14 protein-coding genes are annotated in these 18,331 nt (G+C 59.0%); 5 read left to right on the top strand and 9 right to left on the bottom strand.

What is annotated here, in order from left to right; all coding sequences use genetic code 11:
• Positions 1-38: 38 nt before the first annotated feature.
• Entirely contained in the window at positions 39-1,226 is a 1,188-nt protein-coding gene (locus Q1B46_RS01390; protein WP_299943912.1) for an aspartate aminotransferase family protein, read from the bottom strand.
• Between the two features lie 292 nt (positions 1,227-1,518).
• On the opposite strand from Q1B46_RS01390, the gene Q1B46_RS01385 reads away from it, so the two are divergent.
• Positions 1,519-2,409, top strand: a complete 891-nt coding sequence (locus Q1B46_RS01385) for a DMT family transporter (protein WP_299943909.1) — start codon at positions 1,519-1,521, stop codon at positions 2,407-2,409.
• Here Q1B46_RS01385 and Q1B46_RS01380 read toward each other — a convergent pair.
• Positions 2,391-3,194 carry an ABC transporter permease gene (locus Q1B46_RS01380; RefSeq protein ID WP_299943906.1) on the bottom strand — a complete coding sequence of 268 codons (804 nt, stop codon included), beginning with the start codon at positions 3,192-3,194 and terminating at the stop codon, positions 2,391-2,393. The genes Q1B46_RS01385 and Q1B46_RS01380 overlap by 19 nt on opposite strands.
• Before the next feature lie 125 nt (positions 3,195-3,319).
• Between Q1B46_RS01380 and Q1B46_RS01375 the strand changes: the two genes are divergently transcribed.
• Entirely contained in the window at positions 3,320-3,889 is a 570-nt protein-coding gene (locus tag Q1B46_RS01375) for a GcrA family cell cycle regulator (RefSeq protein ID WP_299943903.1), read from the top strand.
• 200 nt (positions 3,890-4,089) lie between these two features.
• Here the strand turns inward: Q1B46_RS01375 and Q1B46_RS01370 are convergent, their stop codons facing one another.
• The 3 genes from Q1B46_RS01370 to Q1B46_RS01360 form a co-directional block, all read right to left on the bottom strand.
• The gene (locus Q1B46_RS01370; RefSeq protein WP_299943899.1) at positions 4,090-4,956 is read right to left on the bottom strand and encodes an alpha/beta hydrolase; all 867 of its coding nucleotides are present in this window, start codon (positions 4,954-4,956) and stop codon (positions 4,090-4,092) included.
• A gap of 201 nt (positions 4,957-5,157) precedes the next feature.
• Positions 5,158-6,234 (bottom strand): DUF2235 domain-containing protein, encoded by a 1,077-nt coding sequence (locus Q1B46_RS01365; RefSeq protein ID WP_299943896.1) that lies wholly within the window; start codon positions 6,232-6,234, stop codon positions 5,158-5,160.
• Positions 6,212-8,503, bottom strand: a complete 2,292-nt coding sequence (locus Q1B46_RS01360) for a xanthine dehydrogenase family protein molybdopterin-binding subunit (RefSeq protein ID WP_299943891.1) — start codon at positions 8,501-8,503, stop codon at positions 6,212-6,214. Before Q1B46_RS01360 ends, Q1B46_RS01365 begins: the two co-directional genes overlap by 23 nt.
• A 143-nt stretch (positions 8,504-8,646) precedes the next feature.
• On the opposite strand from Q1B46_RS01360, the gene Q1B46_RS01355 reads away from it, so the two are divergent.
• Together Q1B46_RS01355 and Q1B46_RS01350 are read left to right on the top strand one after the other, a co-directional pair.
• Positions 8,647-11,799 carry a valine--tRNA ligase gene (locus Q1B46_RS01355; protein ID WP_299943888.1) on the top strand — a complete coding sequence of 1,051 codons (3,153 nt, stop codon included), beginning with the start codon at positions 8,647-8,649 and terminating at the stop codon, positions 11,797-11,799.
• A 143-nt stretch (positions 11,800-11,942) separates the two neighbouring features.
• Positions 11,943-13,106, top strand: a complete 1,164-nt coding sequence (locus Q1B46_RS01350; protein ID WP_299943884.1) for a benzoate/H(+) symporter BenE family transporter — start codon at positions 11,943-11,945, stop codon at positions 13,104-13,106.
• Between the two features lie 143 nt (positions 13,107-13,249).
• On the opposite strand, the gene Q1B46_RS01345 is transcribed toward Q1B46_RS01350, so the two are convergent.
• Together Q1B46_RS01345 and Q1B46_RS01340 are read right to left on the bottom strand one after the other, a co-directional pair.
• Positions 13,250-14,032: a crotonase/enoyl-CoA hydratase family protein gene (locus Q1B46_RS01345; protein ID WP_299943881.1), complete on the bottom strand. Its 783-nt coding sequence runs from the start codon at positions 14,030-14,032 to the stop codon at positions 13,250-13,252.
• Positions 14,033-14,099: 67 nt separating this feature from the next.
• A complete protein-coding gene (locus tag Q1B46_RS01340; protein ID WP_299943878.1) occupies positions 14,100-15,170 on the bottom strand; it encodes an SMP-30/gluconolactonase/LRE family protein in 1,071 nt (356 codons plus the stop codon).
• Between the two features lie 93 nt (positions 15,171-15,263).
• Here Q1B46_RS01340 and Q1B46_RS01335 point away from each other — a divergent pair, with 93 nt between their 5' ends.
• Positions 15,264-16,373: a pyridoxal phosphate-dependent aminotransferase gene (locus tag Q1B46_RS01335; RefSeq protein ID WP_299943875.1), complete on the top strand. Its 1,110-nt coding sequence runs from the start codon at positions 15,264-15,266 to the stop codon at positions 16,371-16,373.
• Positions 16,374-16,454: 81 nt separating this feature from the next.
• Here Q1B46_RS01335 and Q1B46_RS01330 read toward each other — a convergent pair whose 3' ends face one another.
• Positions 16,455-17,645: an aminotransferase class V-fold PLP-dependent enzyme gene (locus Q1B46_RS01330; protein WP_299943873.1), complete on the bottom strand. Its 1,191-nt coding sequence runs from the start codon at positions 17,643-17,645 to the stop codon at positions 16,455-16,457.
• Between the two features lie 50 nt (positions 17,646-17,695).
• On the bottom strand, positions 17,696-18,328 hold the full coding sequence (locus Q1B46_RS01325; RefSeq protein WP_299943870.1) for a bifunctional 4-hydroxy-2-oxoglutarate aldolase/2-dehydro-3-deoxy-phosphogluconate aldolase: 633 nt from the start codon (positions 18,326-18,328) through the stop codon (positions 17,696-17,698).
• Between the last annotated feature and the right edge of the window lie 3 nt (positions 18,329-18,331).

Genomic DNA, 18,331 nt, shown 5'->3' with positions numbered 1-18,331 from the left:
TTGGGGGCATCCCCCTGTGAATGTGGATGTGTTAGCAGTCACGCGTCGGTGAGCTGGGATTCGACCTGTGCCGCCGCCTTGTCGAGGCGAATCAAGGCTTGGGCAATATCATCCTCGGTCAGAGTGAGCGGCGGCAGTAAGCGGATCACGTTATCGGCGGCGGGAACCGTGATGACCTCGTTGTCATAGCCTGCGTTGACCACGTCGATATTGGTAACCTTGCACTTGAGGCCCAGCATCAGGCCCGATCCACGCACTTCTTCGAACACCTCGGGGTGATCGGCGATCAGTCCTTCAAGCTTCTGTCGCAGCAGGCCTGCCTTGCGGTTAACACCTTCAAGGAAGGCGGGTGTGGCGACCTGATCGATCACGGCACAGCCCACTGCGCAGCCCAAAGGATTCCCTCCGTAGGTTGAACCGTGTGTGCCTGCGGTCATACCACTTGCGGCCTCTTCGGTCGCCAGAACAGCACCCAGAGGGAAACCCCCGCCGATACCTTTGGCGACCATCATGATATCCGGCGTGATACCCGCCCATTCGTGTGCGAAAAGCTTGCCGGTCCGGCCCACGCCACATTGAACCTCGTCGAGGATCAACAGCAGGCCGTTTTCATCGCAGATCTGGCGCAGGGCCTTAAGCTCCATGTCAGGCACGGGGCGGATACCACCTTCGCCCTGAACCGGTTCGATCAGGATCGCGGCAGTATTGTCGTTGATCGCATCGGTGACGCCATCGAGATCGCCAAACGCCAAGTGCACAAAACCAGGCAGCAGCGGGCCGAAACCTTTGGTCATTTTCTCGGATCCAGCCGCCGCGATCCCTGCCGAGGACCGGCCATGGAATGAGCCGTCGAAAGTCATGATTTCAACCTTTTCAGGCTGGCCTTTGTCATAGAAATACCTGCGGGCCATTTTCACGGCCAATTCGCAGGATTCCGTGCCGGAGTTGGTGAAGAATACCGTGTCAGCAAAGGTGTGTTCCACCAGTTTATCCGCCAGCATCTGCTGCTGCGGGATGTTGTAGAGGTTCGAGACATGCCACAACGCATGCGCCTGCTCGGTCAATGCGGCTACCAGTGCCGGATGCGCGTGGCCCAACGCGTTCACTGCGATACCCGCACCGAGATCCAGAAAACGTCGGCCATCCGCCTCGGTCAGCCAGGCGCCTTCGCCCTTCACAAATGTCAGGGGCGCGCGGTTATAGGTCGGCAGAACGGACGGGATCATCGGATCATCCTTTTCAGGTAGCTGGAGCCCAAGTGAGTGATACACCGGGGCCGGGTTCGTCAACTGATTTGGTGGATTTTGCGCCGAACTGGACGGCGCACGGGATCAAACGGATCGTTTACGCAGTGAAGCGTCGGCGTCGAAGGCGCAAGATATGTGCGTGTTTGATCATGACAGGCCGTATAACGGTGCGCACGCGGTCTGAAAACCCTGTTTTTTTCGCCAGACCGAAATTCGGCCATTGCGGGGTTTGTCACTTGCCATTTGCATCGCGCTGGCGCACGGGTGGGACATGAGCCCAATACGACAGAACCCGACCCTGGCGGCATTGCTGATCCTCGCAGCAAGTGCATTGATAGCGGGCACTACGTTGTTGGCCAAGGCGTTGGGCACTGATGTCTTGGGCCCACCACTTCATCCGGTACAGATCAGTCATGGGCGATTTTTATTTGCCTTTCTGGTGATCATCACGGCGGTGGGAATTCTACGGCCACGCCTGAGCCGCCCACATTGGGGATTGCATATCGGGCGTACAAGTTTTGGTTGGATGGGGATAACGCTGATGTTTGCCTCGGTTGCGTTCATACCGATTGCGGATGCCACGGCGATCTCGTTCCTGAACCCGGTCTTTGCGATGGTGCTGGCGATTCCTCTGCTCAAGGAAGGCGTAGGACCCTGGCGCTGGTTTGCTGCAATCGTAGCACTTGCCGGAGCGTTGGTCTTGCTGCGCCCGACGCCTGCAAGTTTTCAACCCGCTGCCTTGTTGGCCCTGACAGCGGCAGTTTTGATCGGGATGGAACTGATCTTCATCAAAAAACTCTCAGGCCGCGAAATTCCAATTCAGATTCTGCTGATCAACAATGCTATGGGGCTGGCCATCGCCTCGGTCGCGGTAAGCTTTGTGTTCCAGATACCTACTGCCAAGCAATGGGTAGCATTGGCCGGGATCGGGATGCTAATGGCCTGCGCCCAAGCCTGTTTCGTCAACGGCATGGCGCGGGCGGATGCGTCCTTTGTGGCTCCGATCAGCTATGTAACGCTGATTTTTGCAGCGTTTTACGACTTTGCAATCTTCGGCGTGATCCCTGACACCATCAGTGTAATCGGATCGATTGTCATCCTGACAGGTGGCTTGATCCTCGTCTGGCGCGAAACCCGGCAGCGTCAGGCCTTGAGCCGGTAACCCGTTTTCAACATTTGCCAGGTCAGCGCCCCGACAAGCACGGTCGTCCCGGCGCAAATCATCATCCCCAGCCAAGGAGAGCTGTCGGATACCCCGATCATTCCATAACGCAGCCCATCGATCAGATAGAAAACCGGGTTCACATGGCTTAGGCGATTCAGCACAGGCGGCAAGGCCTGAACCGAGTAGAAGGTGCCCGACAGGAAGGCCAGTGGTGTAACGATGAAGTTGGTGATCGCCGCCATCTGATCAAACTTGTTGGCAAAAATCCCAGCAAACAGACCAAGCGCGCCCATAAAGGCCCCGCCCAGAACCACAAAGATCAGTGCAATCAGCGGGTTCTGTGGCACAATTCCCAGAACCAATGCCAGCGCTATGGCCACGACCATCGCGATCAGGACACCGCGGACGATGCCTCCGGCCAGATACCCCAACAGGATTTCCAGCGGTGACAAGGGCGGCATCAGCGTATCGACGATATTGCCTTGCACCTTGGCGATCACCATTGAAGACGAGGTGTTGGCAAAGGCGTTCTGGATCACCGTCATCATCATGATGCCGGGGGCCAGAAAGGTCAGAAACGGCACGCCCATCACATCCGGGCGGCTGGGACCGATCGCTATATTGAAGATCAGCAGGAATAAACCGGCGGTCACCAGCGGGGCCAGCAGGGTCTGTGTCCACACCGCCAAAAAGCGCAGGGTTTCACGCTGCGCTAACGTATAGAGGCCCATCCAATTCACCGCCCCAAAGCGGCGCGCGTCGTGATCCATGAGATTCTGCATGTCTGCCCCATACCTGATTCGAAGACCGCTTGTAACTCGGGCAGCAGTGTTTAGAATAGGGTGCTGAGACGAATTCCCAAGGCGGCCCGAATCCGGGGCCGCTTTCCGCTTTTGAAAGGCAAATGATGTCCTGGACTGACGAGCGTGTAGAGCTGCTGAAAAAGATGTGGGGCGAGGGCCAGTCGGCCAGCCAGATCGCCAAGGAACTGGGCGGCGTGACCCGCAATGCGGTGATCGGCAAGGTTCACCGTCTGGGCCTGTCCAACCGCGCCACCGGTGCAAGCCCGGCCAAATCCGAGCCCAAGGAAAAACCGGCACCCGCACCCAAAGCCGAGGCCAAGCCTAAACCGACCCCCAAGACCGAACCGGCGCGCCCGGCTCCTGCCCCGGAAGCAAAACCCGCCATCCCTGCCCGCCGTCAGATCATTCCGGCCGGTCAGCCTTTGCCACCGCAGCCGTCGGCCAATGAGATCAGTCCCGAGGCGCTGGCCAAGGTCAACGAGATCGAGAAGAAGGCCAAGAAGCTGACGCTGATGGAGCTGACCGAGAAAACCTGCAAATGGCCCGTGGGTGACCCCGCAACCGAGGATTTCTGGTTCTGCGGCCTGCCGGTTGAGGCGGGCAAGCCATATTGCGAGGCGCATGTGGGCGTGGCGTTCCAGCCTATGAGCTCGCGCCGAGATCGGCGGCGGTAATTGCGAACACCAAAACCTAAATTATTATTATAGAATGTGAAAAGGACCCAGGTGTTTCGCCAAGCCTCTTACCGGAAGCATTGCAAAGTCAAAACAACGCAAAGCGTAACGGGCCCTTATGAGGAGGCACCCTCGCAGAAAGCTGCGAGGGTGTTTTAGATCGGGGCGTCGGATGTGCAGACAAAGCTGCCTTCGACTTCCTAAGACAAATTAGCCACCGCGCCGACAAATTCGGTCCAACGCTCGCGATCCACGAACCCATAATGTCCAGCACTCGCCCACTCATGCGCTGCGCAGTTCGGAAGCTCAGCGCAAAGGTGTCGAGGCATTTCCGGTGAGATGATGTCGTCCGCAGTGCCATAAAACATCTCCACCGGTTGCTGGATCTCCTTTGGCGAAAATCCCCAATCCCAAAGGGCGATCGTCATTTCGAAAACTCCTTCCTCGTGTTGCAGATAACCAAGGCGAAAGTTCTCTTCGAACAAAGCTTGCTGCTCAGGATTGCGGAGTATTGTTTTGGCCTCGTTGGGCATTTGGTCAACGACAGACTCCACATATGAAGGGATGTCTTTCACAGCACTTTTGGCGCCCATACGCTCTGCCCAGCGGATCAGCAGAGTCAGATGGCGCAGTTTCGCGATGGTCTTCAGATCCTTCAATACGAGCATTTTGGTAACGCCGGGCTCATCAAATGGCGCCACAGGAGACGCCAGCGCTACTTTGCGCACACGCTCGGGCATGTGAAATGCTACAGCCAAAGCGTGGGGGCCGCCTCCAGAATGACCCGCTACATTGAAGGTATCAAGGCCAAGATGGTCAGCCAGATCCTCCATATCAGCGCCCCAATCGACCATTCTCCGATCCTTTTTCGGACTCGAGCCTCCAACCCCAGGTTCGTCGGCTGCAATCCATCGAACTCCGAGCGAGGTGGTCAGACTGTCGTCGGGTTGACGAATTACGTGAGAGTCGGAAAACCCATGGCTAAAAATCACAGGTGTTCCATTTGGATCGCCATAAATGTCGAAAGCGAGCGTTCTACCATCTCTGAGAGTTATGTGTTCGGTCAAGTTGCTCTCCTAAAACGAAATAAAATTGGGTCGGGGGTTAAGCAGGCTGTCGGCATTGATTTGATCCCATGATATGAGCCGTTCTCACTTATCCCGTACAATTACTATTGATTCAAATAAGGAAGCGCAGATGTCGAAACGGGCTCGAACCTGACATTGCCGCGTCGGTGATCCTGGAGTCGCTGGCCTACCTTCTGCCTTTCACTGCGCCGGATGCGATGGCAAATCCGGCATCGGCACCCAGCGGGGCAACTCGTCCGGCGCGACTGATACGTGCAGTTTCTCTGACCGGTCCTTGCCCACTTTGCGATGCTTGCGCAGCAGGAAAATCTTGCCCCAGCCGCGCCAAGTACCCACCGAACGTGCATGTGGATCAGCGGGGTAGCGGTCGCGCCAGCCTTCGGGCAACGACAGGCCGTGCAGTTCGGCCTTGTCCAGCATCCAGATCAGGGAAATATTGCTGAGGGCGCGGGCCTCTTCGAACCCGTTTAATTGGCCACCGACATCGCCGTGGGTGCCGCGAAACCAGACCTGTTCCACATGGCCTTTGAACTCGGGCGTACATTTCCACAAGACCGGCTCGAACACCTCGCGGGTCTCGTCCAGCGCCAAGGCGTGATAGCCGTGGCGGGTGGCCGGGCCAAGCTGGTGATTGTGGAAGGCATGTCGTTCCTCAGCCCAGCGCCAGAGCAGCGGCAGGCGTAGGCCCAGCGCTTTGACGGTGTCCCAGACACCCACCATCTCGATCGCGACATCCTCATGACAGAACCGCTGTCGGAACTCAGCCGCGGCTGTCCCATCAGAAACGCATTCATAGTGGCGATAGGCCTGTTTGATGTTACGAACGGTGGCATGTTCCGCCTTAAGCAGACCGATTGCATCAATCACGCCCGCAAGGCTGCGCACACCGTAAGCGCCGCGTGAATAGCCGATGAAAAAGATTTTGTCGCCGGGTTTGTAGCGGGAGGCAAGGTAGCCATAGGCGCGTCTGATCTGCCGGTTGATGCCCCGGCCCATCATCACATCCATGGTGGACTTCCAGCTTTCCCATTGTACGCCAGCTTCGTAGAAGACCGAGACCTTGCTGCCCATCTCGCAACACAATTGCAGGGTTTGACCTGCGTGAGTTTCCCGGCCCGGCTCCAGCGTCGACATGGTGCCGTCGAGGATAATGACATGGCTGATTGGTTCGCGGTGACGCACCTCGGCTGAGTGCTCGGACCGTAAGGGCCGTCCGAGCCATCCCAGTACCTTTCTACTCAGCCGCGACAGAACCATGTGTCAACAATTCCCAAACTTTGTGAGGTGTGAAAGGCATATCCGCCTGCCGCACCCCGTGATCCCAGAGCGCATCCTGAACCGCGTTTGCCACAGCGGCCAATGCGCCCACGGTGCCAGCCTCGCCACAGCCTTTCATCCCCATCGGGTTGGCGGTTGACGGAACCGGTGCCGAGGTAAACTCTATCATGGGTATCCCCTCGGCGCGGGGCAAGGCGTAGTCCATGAACGAAGCCGTGAGCAGTTGCCCATGCGCATCGTGTACAACATGTTCGTTGAGGGCCTGACCTATGCCCTGCACCACTCCGCCGTGCACCTGACCTTCGGCCAGCATCGGATTGATAAGGTTACCGAAATCATCCACGATAGTGTAGCGATCAACCCAAGTTTCGCCGGTGTAAGAATCGATAACAACTTCGGCAACATGTGCGCCATTGGGATAGCTGCGCGCCTCAAGCTTGGCGCGCGCTTCGTGCTGCAACAGATCAGTGCGCCCATCGGCACGCGCCATCGCGGACGCTTCGGTCAGGGTTGGCGTCAGGTTCGAACCCGGTGCGCGGAAGGTTTCGTGGTCAAACGTCACATCGCTTTCCTCGACCCCCATCTTATCTGCAAGATAGGGCGTGAATGCGGCGATCATCGTATCAACTGTGACCAGCGTGGCGTTACTTTGCACCGTGACCGATCGTGACCCGCCCGTTCCACCGCCCTGCGCAATCCGGTCGGTGTCACCTTGAACTACGGTGATCTGATTCGTCGGAATGCCCGTCTGATCCGACAAAAACTGTGCATAGACCGTTTCATGCCCCTGCCCGTTCGATTGGGTGCCGACATAGAGGTTCACCGTTCCATCCTCGCAAAACTCGATCTTCGCACCCTCGGAAGGGTCCCCTAAAATGCTTTCGATATAGTAACAAATCCCCTGCCCCCGGATCAGGCCATTCTTGGCGTCGGCAGCCTTGCGGGCCTCAAAACCCAGGGTTTGTTCGGCGGCGCGACTTAGGACCATGTCGAACTCACCCACATCATAGGTCTCGCCCGTCGCGGTCTTGTAGGGGAAAGCTTCGGGCCGGATGAAGTTCTTGCGCCGCAGTTCCCACGGGTCGACGCCCAGCTCGCGCGCGGCGCGGTCCAACACGCGTTCAAGGACATAAATCGCCTCGGGCCGACCGGCCCCGCGATAGGCATCGACCTGCGTTGTGTTGGTGAAGAAGCCTTCAACCCGCAGATAGGTGGTTTGCACATCGTAGACACCCATCAGCACGCGACTGAACAGGCTGGTCTGGATCGCCTGCGCAAAATGGCTGTTATAGGCCCCCATGTTGCATTTGCTGTGCACGCGATAGGCGGTGATCTTGTGATCGGCATCAAAGGCCAGTTCAGCCAACGAGGTCAAATCGCGGCCATGGTGATCCGACAACATCGCCTCGGACCGGTCCGACATCCAGTGCACAGGCTGACCCAGCTTGATCGCAGCGACAGCGACCGAGAAGTACTCGGGATAGGGCATAGCCTTCATGCCAAACCCTCCGCCCACGTCCGGCGTGGTGACGCGGATCGCCTCGGGGTCCAGTTTCAGCTTTTGTGCCAGCTGCGCCTTCATCCCCCAGACGCCCTGCCCACCATATGACAGGTGCAGCTTGCCATCAGCCCATTCCGCCTGGCAGCCGCGCGGCTCGATCGAGTTCACGATGACCCGGTTGTCATGCACATCCAGCGCAACAGTGTGCGCTGCCGCATCAAAGGCTGCTTTCGTCGCCTCTTCGTCCGCCAGCCCCCAGTCAAAGGCCTGATTGTCGGGGGCCTGAGGATGCAGAGTCTCCCCGCCCGGGGCGACATCCATCTTAACGGGAAGGTCTTCGGTTTCCATCCCGATCAACTCAACCGCATCACGGGCTTGCTCCATGGTGTCCGCGATTACTACCGCGACGGGTTCTCCCACGAAACGCACGCGATCCTTGGCCAACATGTTGCGTTCAGACGCGGCGCCTTGGCTTCCGTCGCGGTTCGCGACAGTTGTGGCGTCCATGACCGTATCGATCCCCGCAGTGGCCAGATCTTCCAACGTCATGACCAGGCGCACCCCGTCAGCCGCGCGCGCGCCTTCAAGGTCCAGCGCCGTAATCTTGGCATGCGCGACAGAGCTGCGAAAGAACGCCGCGAACAGGGCATTATCTGGCACTGAATCATCCATGTACTGCCCCTGCCCGGTCAGAAACCGCTGGTCCTCGGTCCGTTTGACGGGCTGGCTTTTGCCGAACTTTTCCATGGGGCGATCCTTTGGGCTGCGTCAGGGGCGACATTAGGCCGTGCAGGTTCGTTGTCCAGAGCACGCGCAGACCCTTCCCCTTCCCGCACGCATTCGTTATTGCAGGCGCTGACCCTCAATTTTGTTGACGCAGGACGCATCCCATGGCGATGGAAAAGACATTCAACGCGGCCGAGGCCGAGGCCCGTATCTATAAGGCCTGGGAAGAGGCCGGAGCCTTCAAGGCGGGCGCGAACAAATCGCGCGACGAAAGCTTCACTATCATGATCCCGCCACCCAACGTGACGGGCGCCTTGCATGTGGGTCACGCGTTCAACAACACTCTGCAGGACATCCTGATCCGCTGGCACCGGATGCGCGGCTTTGACACGCTGTGGCAGCCCGGTCAGGACCATGCGGGCATCGCCACACAGATGCAGGTGGAAAAGATGCTGGCAGCCACCCAGCAGCCCAGCCGAAACGAACTGGGACGCGAAGCGTTTCTGGACAAGGTCTGGGAATGGAAAGGCGAATATGGCGGCACGATCATTGAGCAGTTGAAGCGTTTGGGCTCAAGCTGCGACTGGTCGCGCAATGCGTTCACCATGGCGGGTGCGCCGCGTGACCCGCGAACAGGCCACGAAAATTCTGCGAATTTTCACGACGCAGTGATCAAGGTCTTCGTCGACATGTACGAAAAAGGCTTGATCTATCGCGGCAAGCGTCTGGTCAACTGGGACCCACATTTCGAAACCGCGATCTCGGACCTTGAGGTCGAGAATATCGAAGTTGCCGGCCACATGTGGCACTTCAAATATCCGTTGGCCGGGGGCGAGACCTACACTTACGTCGAGAAGGACGAGGACGGGAATATCGTGCTTGAAGAAGAGCGCGATTACATCTCGATCGCCACAACACGCCCAGAAACCATGCTGGGTGACGGTGCGGTTGCGGTTCATCCGTCAGATGAACGGTACGCACCAATCGTCGGAAAACTCTGTGAAATCCCGGTTGGACCAAAAGAGCATCGCCGCCAAATTCCAATCATCACAGATGACTACCCCGACCCCAATTTCGGCTCGGGCGCTGTGAAGATCACCGGCGCGCATGACTTCAACGACAACATGGTGGCCAAGCGTGGCGGCATCCCGATGTACCGCCTGATGGACACCAAAGGCGCGATGCGGGCCGATGGCGCACCCTACGCCGAAGCGGCGGATTTGGCGCAGAAGTTCGCACGCGGCAAAGAGTTCACCGAGAACAAAATCGACGCGATAAATCTGGTTCCCGATCACCTGCGCGGACTCGACCGGTTCGAAGCGCGTGCCAAAGTGGTGGAAGAGATCACTGCTGACGGTCTGGCCGTCATGACCCGCGCGGACAACCCGGTTCTGGGCACCAAACTAGGCGAAGATGACGATCCAGCCGCGCTGGTCCCGCTGGTCGAGAGCAAACCGATCATGCAGCCCTTCGGCGACCGCTCGAAAGTCGTGATCGAGCCGATGTTCACCGACCAGTGGTTCGTCGACGCCGAAAAAGTCGTCGGCCCCGCGTTGGACGCCGTAAAGGATGGCACGGTCAAGATCATCCCCGAGTCCGGCGAGAAGACCTATTATCACTGGCTGGAAAACATCGAGCCCTGGTGCATCTCGCGCCAGCTGTGGTGGGGGCATCAGATTCCGGTTTGGTATGGCCTCGATCTGTCAGCTGAAAACTTCAAAGATGACGAGAACGATGGCGACCTTGATCTGATCGAAATGGGCCGTTTGCTGAACGAAGGGGGCATGCTGCACCGAGGCAATGTCATGGAATGCGCGGCGAGCCTTGAGACGGTTACAGAAAAGTTCCTCGACGACAACGCAAACATTCCCAGCCCGCTGAGCCACGCAACGGTCATCGAAGTCGCCGACAAGCACGAAGCAATCCATCAGTTCGCCGAAAGCCTTGCCCAGTATGCGGTTGAGCAGGACCCAACCAAACTGATCTATCCGGTTTGGCGCGATCCCGACGTCCTCGACACGTGGTTCTCCTCCGGCCTCTGGCCCATCGGCACGCTCGGCTGGCCCGAGCAGACCGAGGAGCTAAAGCGCTACTTCCCGACGGACGTCCTGATCACCGGCGCAGATATCCTGTTCTTCTGGGTCGCCAGGATGATGATGATGCAACTTGCCGTGGTCGATCAGATCCCTTTCCACACCGTCTACCTGCACACTCTCGTCCGCGATGAGAAGGGCAAGAAGATGTCCAAGACCACCGGCAACGTCATCGACCCGCTGGAAATCGTGGACGAATTCGGCGCCGACGCGCTGCGCTTTACCAACGCCTCAATGGCGGCGATTGGCGGCGTGCTGAAACTGTCGCGCGAGCGTATCACCGGTTATCGCAACTTCGGCACCAAACTGTGGAACGCCATCCGCTTTGCCGAGATGAACGAGGTGTTCGCCGATTCCGTCCCTCAACTTGACGTGGCCGACCTGAAACCCAAAGCCGCCGTGAACCGCTGGATCATCGGCGAAACTGCCCGCGTACGGGAAGAGGTCGACGCGGCGCTGGAAAGCTATCGCTTCAACGACGCCGCCAACGGGCTTTACGCCTTTGTCTGGGGCAAGGTCTGCGACTGGTACGTGGAACTCTCCAAACCCCTGCTGCAGGGTGACGACGCCGAGGCCCAGGCCGAAACCCGCGCCACCATGCGCTGGGTTCTGGATCAGTGCATGGTTCTGCTGCACCCGATCATGCCCTTTGTTACTGAAGAGCTCTGGGGCCTAACCGGTAACCGCGCCAAAATGGTCGTCCACGCCGATTGGCCCACATACGGAACCGAACTGATTGATTCCGAGGCAGACCGTGAGATGAACTGGGTGATCTCTGTGATCGAGAACACACGCTCGGCCCGCGCGCAGATGCGCGTCCCCGCTGGCCTGTACGTACCGATGCTGGTGACAACAATCGACGCCAACGGTCAGGCCGCTTGGGACCGCAACGAGGCGCTGATCAAACGTCTGGCCCGGATCGATAGCCTGACCAAAGCGGACGAACTGCCCAAGGGCACAATCTCTATCGCCGCCCCCGGCGCGTCCTTTGGTCTACCGCTGGCGGATATCATCGACATCGGCGCAGAAAAGGAACGGCTGGAGAAAGCCAAAGGTAAGCTGGCCAAAGAACTAGGCGGATTGCGCGGGCGCCTGAACAACCCGAAATTCGTGACCTCAGCCCCGGAAGAGGTGGTTGCGGAAGCCAAGGCAAATCTCGCTGCCCGCGAAGAAGAAGAGGCAAAGCTGAACGAGGCCCTCGCCCGTCTGGCCGAAATCGCCTGATCTTTTTCTCGTTCCAAATACGGAAATTCGAACCTCACCGCCCATCCCTGCGGTGAGGTTTTTCTTTACCCTCAAAGCTTTCCCCTTGTTCGCGCCACCCGGCACTTGTTAGCACTTCGGCAAAGTAATTTTCCGAGGCCCAGATGGTGCGACCTTTCCCTCCGATGCAGACCGTTTCAACCGGGTTGGTAGTGGCCATCGTCGGTTTTTTCAGTTCGTTCCCCATCGTCCTGCAAGGACTAAACGCAATGGGCGCATCAGCGGCGCAGGCGGCCTCAGGCCTGATGAGCGCGGCAATCGCCATGGGGCTTGCGGCCATCATTCTCAGTTTGTGGCACAAACTTCCCATTAGCGTCGCCTGGTCTACCCCAGGGGTTGCTCTTCTGGCAGTGTCTGCCACTCCGGTCGAAGGGTTTTCGGGCGCGATCGGCGCTTTCCTTTGTGCCGGAGCCCTGACTGTTCTGTCCGGGCTTTGGAAACCACTTGGCCGGTTGGCCGCAGCAATCCCCATAACACTGGCACAAGCGATGCTAGCGGGCGTGCTCTTGCCGCTCTGCCTCCTACCCTTCAAAGCGGCGGTCGAGATCCCATGGCAGGCATTACCGGTAATTCTGACATGGTTCATTGCGGGTCGTTTCAATCGATTAGTCGCCGTCCCGGCAGCCGTCGTCGCCGCAGCTATCATTGTGTCACTAAACGCTGGCGATGCTAAATTGATACCAGACCGCCTGATTGCTGCTCCGGTCTGGACCTTGCCGACATTCTCGGTCGCGTCTGCCATCGGGATTGGTGTACCTCTGTTTATCGTCACGATGGCAACGCAGAACATCCCCGGCATCGCGGTGATGCGCAGCTTTGGCTTCGACCCTGTTCCCGGTCGGTTGTTCTCGTCCGTCGGTAGCGCAAGCATGCTTTCTGCTTCTTTCGGAGCACCCGCGACCTGTCTGGCTGCGATCACGGCGGCGATGTGTTCCAACGAAGACAGCCACCCCGACCCGGCGCAGCGCTATTGGTCTGCGGTCATGGGCGGCGTGTTCTATTGCTTGTTTGGCATCTTTGCGGTGGCAATCACCAGCTTCGCTGCCCATGCGGATCCGCTGCTGATGGGAACTCTGGCGGGGGTCGCTTTGATCGGGGTCATGGCCAACGCCATGCATGCCGCGCTAGATGTTCCAGCCGAACGCGAGGCGGCTATTTTGACGTTGGTCATCACCGCCTCAGGCATCACGGTCTTCGGATTGGGAGCAGCGGTCTGGGGGCTACTGGCAGGTGGTATCACGTATCTTGTGACGAACAGAGTGCGATGATTCCATTCACCGAGCCATCACAGGTCGCATGACACCCATTTATTCGCACTCCTTGGTAAACTGGTCGCATGTAAGGAATCCAGTATTCGGACTATCTCCAAGCAGGGCAAGGCTGCGATGCGCCGCACAGTTTTGGGTGGTGACTATTTGAACTCGGGCTTGCGACCCTGCATTTGCGCCATGACAACCTCCATCTGATCCGGCTTTCCAATCAGGTCGACCTGTTCCGAGGATTCGGCCAGCAACACATAGGCACGGTCTCGGGTTTCGGCCACATCGATCAGACGTTTGGCGGCGCGAATGGCCGAGGGGCTTTTGCCCGCAATATCTTCGGCCAGTGCAAGGGCTTCGGTCAGGGGATCGTCCGACAATTTCGTCACCAGCCCCCAATCCGCAGCCTGTGCCGCGCCGATGGGACGAGCGGTATAGGTCAGCAGGCGCAGCACGTCCGTGCGGACGAGCTCAGGCAGCAGGACCATCCCGCCCATGTCGGGGATAATGCCCCATTTCATCTCCATCACTGCCAACTTGGCCTCGGGGTGCGCAATACGAATATCCGCGCCCAGCGCAATCTGAAGACCGCCGCCATAGGCCACACCCTGAATGGCGCAAATGACCGGAACCGGGACGCGACGCCAGATCAAAGCAAGCTCCTGCATCTCGTTGGCGTCTTCGTGGCTGCGGGTCATCAGCCATTCGGTCGGGTCCTTGTGTGCCATCGATGCGAAGCTGGCCATATCAAGCCCGGCACAGAAGCTATTGCCCTCACCCGACAGCACCACGGCGCGGATGTCGGCAGCGGCGACTTCTTGGCCCGCCGAGAGGATCGCCTTGATCATTGCATCGTCCAAAGCGTTCATCTTGTCGCCGCGTGTCAGGGTGACATGGGCGATGTGATCTTTGTATTCGATGGATACGCGGGACATGGGACCTCCGGGGCGTTCTTTATTGCCTCAAGCATGCCAGTAAGAGGCAGGGAGCGCTATAACGACGTCAGGGCAAATCGGCGACTGGCATCCGACCAAACCACGGCGAATCCAGTGTCATCACGTAGAACTGGTCACCAACGATCTGACCCGCGGTGGTAATGCCGAGCCGTCCTTCGGGATCTTGCAGCGTACGCAGGATGGTCCCGTCGCCATCGAACTGCACCAGCATACCCCGGTGGATCGGCGCGGGGCGCACCTTTGGACCCAGCCGCCAGATCACCTTGCGTAGGAAGGGATAGGGCATCAGCCTTTCCGCAGGTACGCGCGGGCTGGCGAAAGCCATCCAATAGGTGCCGTCTCCTTGCGCTTTGATGTTGTCCGGATAGCCTGGCAGATTGTCGAGCAGAACTTCCTGCTTGCCTGCATTGGGACCGGTCAGCCACAGTTTATGCACCCGTGCCCGCCCGGTTTCTGCGATCAGCAGGAAATCTTCGCCTGGAGAAAGGGCGATGCCGTTGGTGTAGACGAACCCTTCGGCGATCTTTTCGGCAGTGCCATCAGGAGTGTAACGCGCCACATAACCGGTTGGCGATTGCTCCCATATCGCCATGACCGAGGTGGGTTTGGTACCACCCATGGTTTCTGGATCGAACCGATCCGAGGAGTTCGAGAAATAGACGGTGCCGTCCTGTGCCACGTCGAGGTTGTTGGCATAGATCACTGGCGCACCATCGATCTCGGAAACCAGCGTTTCCATCGTCCCTGGCCCGCTCCAGCGCAGCAGCCCGCGAAAGCTGTCGGCGATATAAAGCGACCCATCTGGTCCCGCCCGCAGTCCCAGCGGGCGACCGCCTAGTTGGTCAACTTCAACCGGCTGGTCCCCGTCGATGCGGTAGAGAGTGCCGGACAGGCTGGTAGTATAGATCGCACCGTCCGGTAGCACTGCGATATCCTCGGGGCCAAATTCGGTGTTTGGGAGAATGATTAGCTGTGCTTTGTCGAGATAATTGTTCTCGGCAAAAGCGCCGGTGAAACCGGGTGGTACTGGCGGCTCGTAGACTTCCGGATCAACCGGGATCGGCCAGAACACGAGATAGGCAAGACCGATAAGGACAAGTCCTATTAGATAGCGCATGATGCCTCCGAACCGTGGTTGTGGGCACCCTGACCATGAATGCGACGGGGTGCAAGGCTTGCCCCGCTGCGGAGGTTGCGCTTATCTGCCGCCATGACCGGTCCTCGTTACACCCCGCTTGCACAATCCCTGCCCGCAACCGTGCCATTTGTCGGCCCCGAAACGCAGGAGCGTCAGCGTGGCGCGCCCTTCGTGGCCCGGATTGGCGCAAATGAAAGCATATTTGGCCCCTCACCGCGCGCTATCGAGGCGATGCAGCGAGCAGCGGGCGAGATCTGGATGTATGGCGATCCCGAGAATTATGAGCTGCGCCATGCGCTGGCGGCGCATCATGGAGTGGCGCCCGAGAATATCGTGGTCGGCGAAGGCATAGACGGGTTGCTGGGTTATCTTGTCCGGTTGTTGGTCGGGCCAGAAGATGCGGTTGTGACATCGGACGGGGCTTATCCCACCTTCAACTACCATGTGGCGGGTTTCGGCGGGAATTTGCACAGGGTTCCCTATCGCGACGACCATGAGGACCCCGCGGCGCTGTTTGCGAAAGCGGCAGAGGTGGATGCCAAACTGGTCTATCTGGCCAACCCGGACAACCCGATGGGAACCTGGCATTCCGGGACAGATATCATGACCGCGATGGCGGCGTTGCCGAAAGGCTGTCTGCTGGTCCTCGACGAAGCTTATGTGGAATGCGCCCCGGAGGGCACCGCCGCACCCGTTGCTGCCGATGATCCGCGTGTGATCCGAATGCGGACGTTTTCCAAGGTCTATGGAATGGCAGGGGCGCGGGTCGGCTATGCCATCGGGGCGCCCGAGTTGATTTCCGCCTTCAACAAAGTGCGCAACCATTTCGGTATGAACCGCGCTGCCCAAGCCGGAGCATTGGCCGCTTTAGGGGATGACGAGTGGTTGGCGCAGGTTCGGGCGCGTATTGCCGAGGCTCGCGATCGGATCGGGCAGATTGCGCAGGCCAATGGCTTAAAGCCTTTGCCCTCAGCCACGAATTTCGTGGCGATTGATTGCGGGCGCGATGGGGCGTTTGCCAAAGCCATTCTGGACGCGCTGGTCGAACAGGGTGTGTTCGTGCGGATGCCGTTCAGCGCACCTCAGAACCGCTGTATTCGGGTGAGTTGTGGGGGAAAGGCAGAGATGGCTGCCTTTGAGGCTGCTTTGCCCAAGGCTTTGGCGACTGCCAGGGCCGTATAGGGGGACTGTCTGTCCCCCATCGCGCTAAAGCGCGATTCCCCCAGAAGGTATTTTTAGCCAGATGAAGAGGCGGATCGGGCTTTAGGCCGCTAAAGCAGTGGCGGCAGCTTCCAGTGCACCATGGCCGCGAGGAATATCGAGGGCGGCCATGGCGGTTTCCACACTGCCCAGTATGGCCATGACCATCTGTGCGTTTACATGGCCCATATGGCCGAGGCGGAAACATCCATCCCAGTCCTCCATTCCCAGGCCGATACCCAGCGTCAGGCCGAGTTGTTTTTCGGTATAATTACGCAGCGGTGTACCGCGCCCTTCGGTCAGGCGGAGGGCAGTGACGGCATGGCTGCGGTTGGTCGGATCGGTGACATTAAAGTGGAGCGCTCCGCCTTGCGTCCAGATTTTACACGCGGCCCAGATCGCCTTGGCGAGGCGTTCATGGCGGGCCCAGACTGCCTCAATCCCTTCGGCGTGAATCAGGTCGAGCGCTGCACGTAGGCCATAGAGATGGTGGGTCGGCGCGGTGCCATTGAAATACTGGTAGAATAGCTCGGGGTTGGCGCGTGGTTGCCAGTCCCAGTATTGTGAGACTCTGGGCATCCCTGCCCGTTTCGCCTGAGCCTTGTTGTTGAAAAACACAAAGCCAACGCCCGGCGGGGTCATCAGCCCCTTCTGGCAGGCGGTGACCGTGATATCGACGCCCCAGGCATCCATCTCGAACCGATCGCAACCCAGTGAGGCGATGCAGTCGGCCATCAGCAGTGCCGGATGGTTCACATCATCCAGCAGAGCGCGCAGAGCCGGGATGTTATTGCGGATTGAGGTTGATGTGTCGACATGCACCGCAAGCACGGCTTTGATTTTGTGGTTGGTATCGGCGCGCAGAGCGTCGGCGATGCGGTCGAGGTCCCAGGGTGAGGACATGCCGAAATCGATAATCTCTACCTTAGCACCGATCCCTTCGGCCATCTCTGCCCAGCCATGGGTAAATCGGCCCGAGGCCGGGGCCAGTACGGTTTCGCCGGGGGCGATCACATTTGAAAGGGCGGCCTCCCACGTGCCGTGGCCATTGGCGATGTAGATGGCGACGTTGTGCTGGGTTCTGGCCACGCGGCGCAGATCGCGTGTCAGGGCAGGCATCATCTCGATCAATTCACCATCATAGATGTTGGGCGACGGACGGTGCATGGCTTGCAATACCGCGTCGGGCATGACTGAGGGACCAGGAATGGCTAGATATTCGCGCCCTTGCGAGAGGGAGGGTTGGTTTGTCATGAGGGCAACCTGTTTGAATTGAGGCTACCCTACCGTTTCGCCCTGCGGCGTCAATCCATCAAGCTGGCGGCCTTGCGCGCAAGTGTTTCGATCCCGGACCAATCGCCGCTTTGCACCATCTGTTTGGGCGCAACCCAACTGCCCCCAGCGCAAATCACATTGGAAAGCGACAGGTAATCGCGTGCATTGGAGGGAGACACACCGCCGGTTGGGCAGAAGGTAATTTGCGGCAAAGGCGCGCCGATAGCTTTCAGGGCGGGAGCACCGCCCGAGGCTTCGGCGGGGAAGAATTTCAGCATGTCATAGCCCTTTTCCAACAGGGCCATCGCCTCGCTTGCGGTGGCAGCACCGGGCAGAAGGGGCAGACCTTCGGCTTCGCAGGCGGCGATCAGCGCATCGGTTGCACCGGGGGAGACTCCGAATTGTGCGCCTGCCTCTTTGGCGGCGCGGACGTCTCCGGGGGTAACCAACGTACCTGCGCCGACGACACTTCCAGGCACCTCAGCCATAGCTCGAATGGCGTCGAGCGCGGCGGGGGTGCGCAGGGTGACTTCGAGCGCGGGGAGGCCTCCGGCGACCAGTGCTTCGGCCAGTGAGCGCGCGTGTGTTGCATCATCAACGACCAGAACCGGAACGATCGGGGCAAGGGCGCAAATCTCGCGGGTACGTTGGGTTTTGGTCATGGG

Origin of the sequence: uncultured Ruegeria sp. (assembly GCF_947500045.1) — a bacterium.
In the GTDB taxonomy this organism is placed as follows: domain Bacteria; phylum Pseudomonadota; class Alphaproteobacteria; order Rhodobacterales; family Rhodobacteraceae; genus Ruegeria.
This window is presented reverse-complemented; position numbering and strand designations above follow the sequence as displayed.

Coding starts and splice junctions, on each gene's coding strand:
- Q1B46_RS01335 (WP_299943875.1), top strand. CDS start 15,264: ATGACCGGTCCTCGTTACACCCCGCTTGCACAATCCCTGCCCGCAACC.
- Q1B46_RS01365 (WP_299943896.1), bottom strand. CDS start 6,234: ATGGTTCTGTCGCGGCTGAGTAGAAAGGTACTGGGATGGCTCGGACGG.
- Q1B46_RS01330 (WP_299943873.1), bottom strand. CDS start 17,645: ATGACAAACCAACCCTCCCTCTCGCAAGGGCGCGAATATCTAGCCATT.
- Q1B46_RS01375 (WP_299943903.1), top strand. CDS start 3,320: ATGTCCTGGACTGACGAGCGTGTAGAGCTGCTGAAAAAGATGTGGGGC.
- Q1B46_RS01325 (WP_299943870.1), bottom strand. CDS start 18,328: ATGACCAAAACCCAACGTACCCGCGAGATTTGCGCCCTTGCCCCGATC.
- Q1B46_RS01390 (WP_299943912.1), bottom strand. CDS start 1,226: ATGATCCCGTCCGTTCTGCCGACCTATAACCGCGCGCCCCTGACATTT.
- Q1B46_RS01340 (WP_299943878.1), bottom strand. CDS start 15,170: ATGCGCTATCTAATAGGACTTGTCCTTATCGGTCTTGCCTATCTCGTG.
- Q1B46_RS01380 (WP_299943906.1), bottom strand. CDS start 3,194: ATGCAGAATCTCATGGATCACGACGCGCGCCGCTTTGGGGCGGTGAAT.
- Q1B46_RS01345 (WP_299943881.1), bottom strand. CDS start 14,032: ATGTCCCGCGTATCCATCGAATACAAAGATCACATCGCCCATGTCACC.
- Q1B46_RS01350 (WP_299943884.1), top strand. CDS start 11,943: ATGGTGCGACCTTTCCCTCCGATGCAGACCGTTTCAACCGGGTTGGTA.
- Q1B46_RS01385 (WP_299943909.1), top strand. CDS start 1,519: ATGAGCCCAATACGACAGAACCCGACCCTGGCGGCATTGCTGATCCTC.
- Q1B46_RS01355 (WP_299943888.1), top strand. CDS start 8,647: ATGGCGATGGAAAAGACATTCAACGCGGCCGAGGCCGAGGCCCGTATC.
- Q1B46_RS01360 (WP_299943891.1), bottom strand. CDS start 8,503: ATGGAAAAGTTCGGCAAAAGCCAGCCCGTCAAACGGACCGAGGACCAG.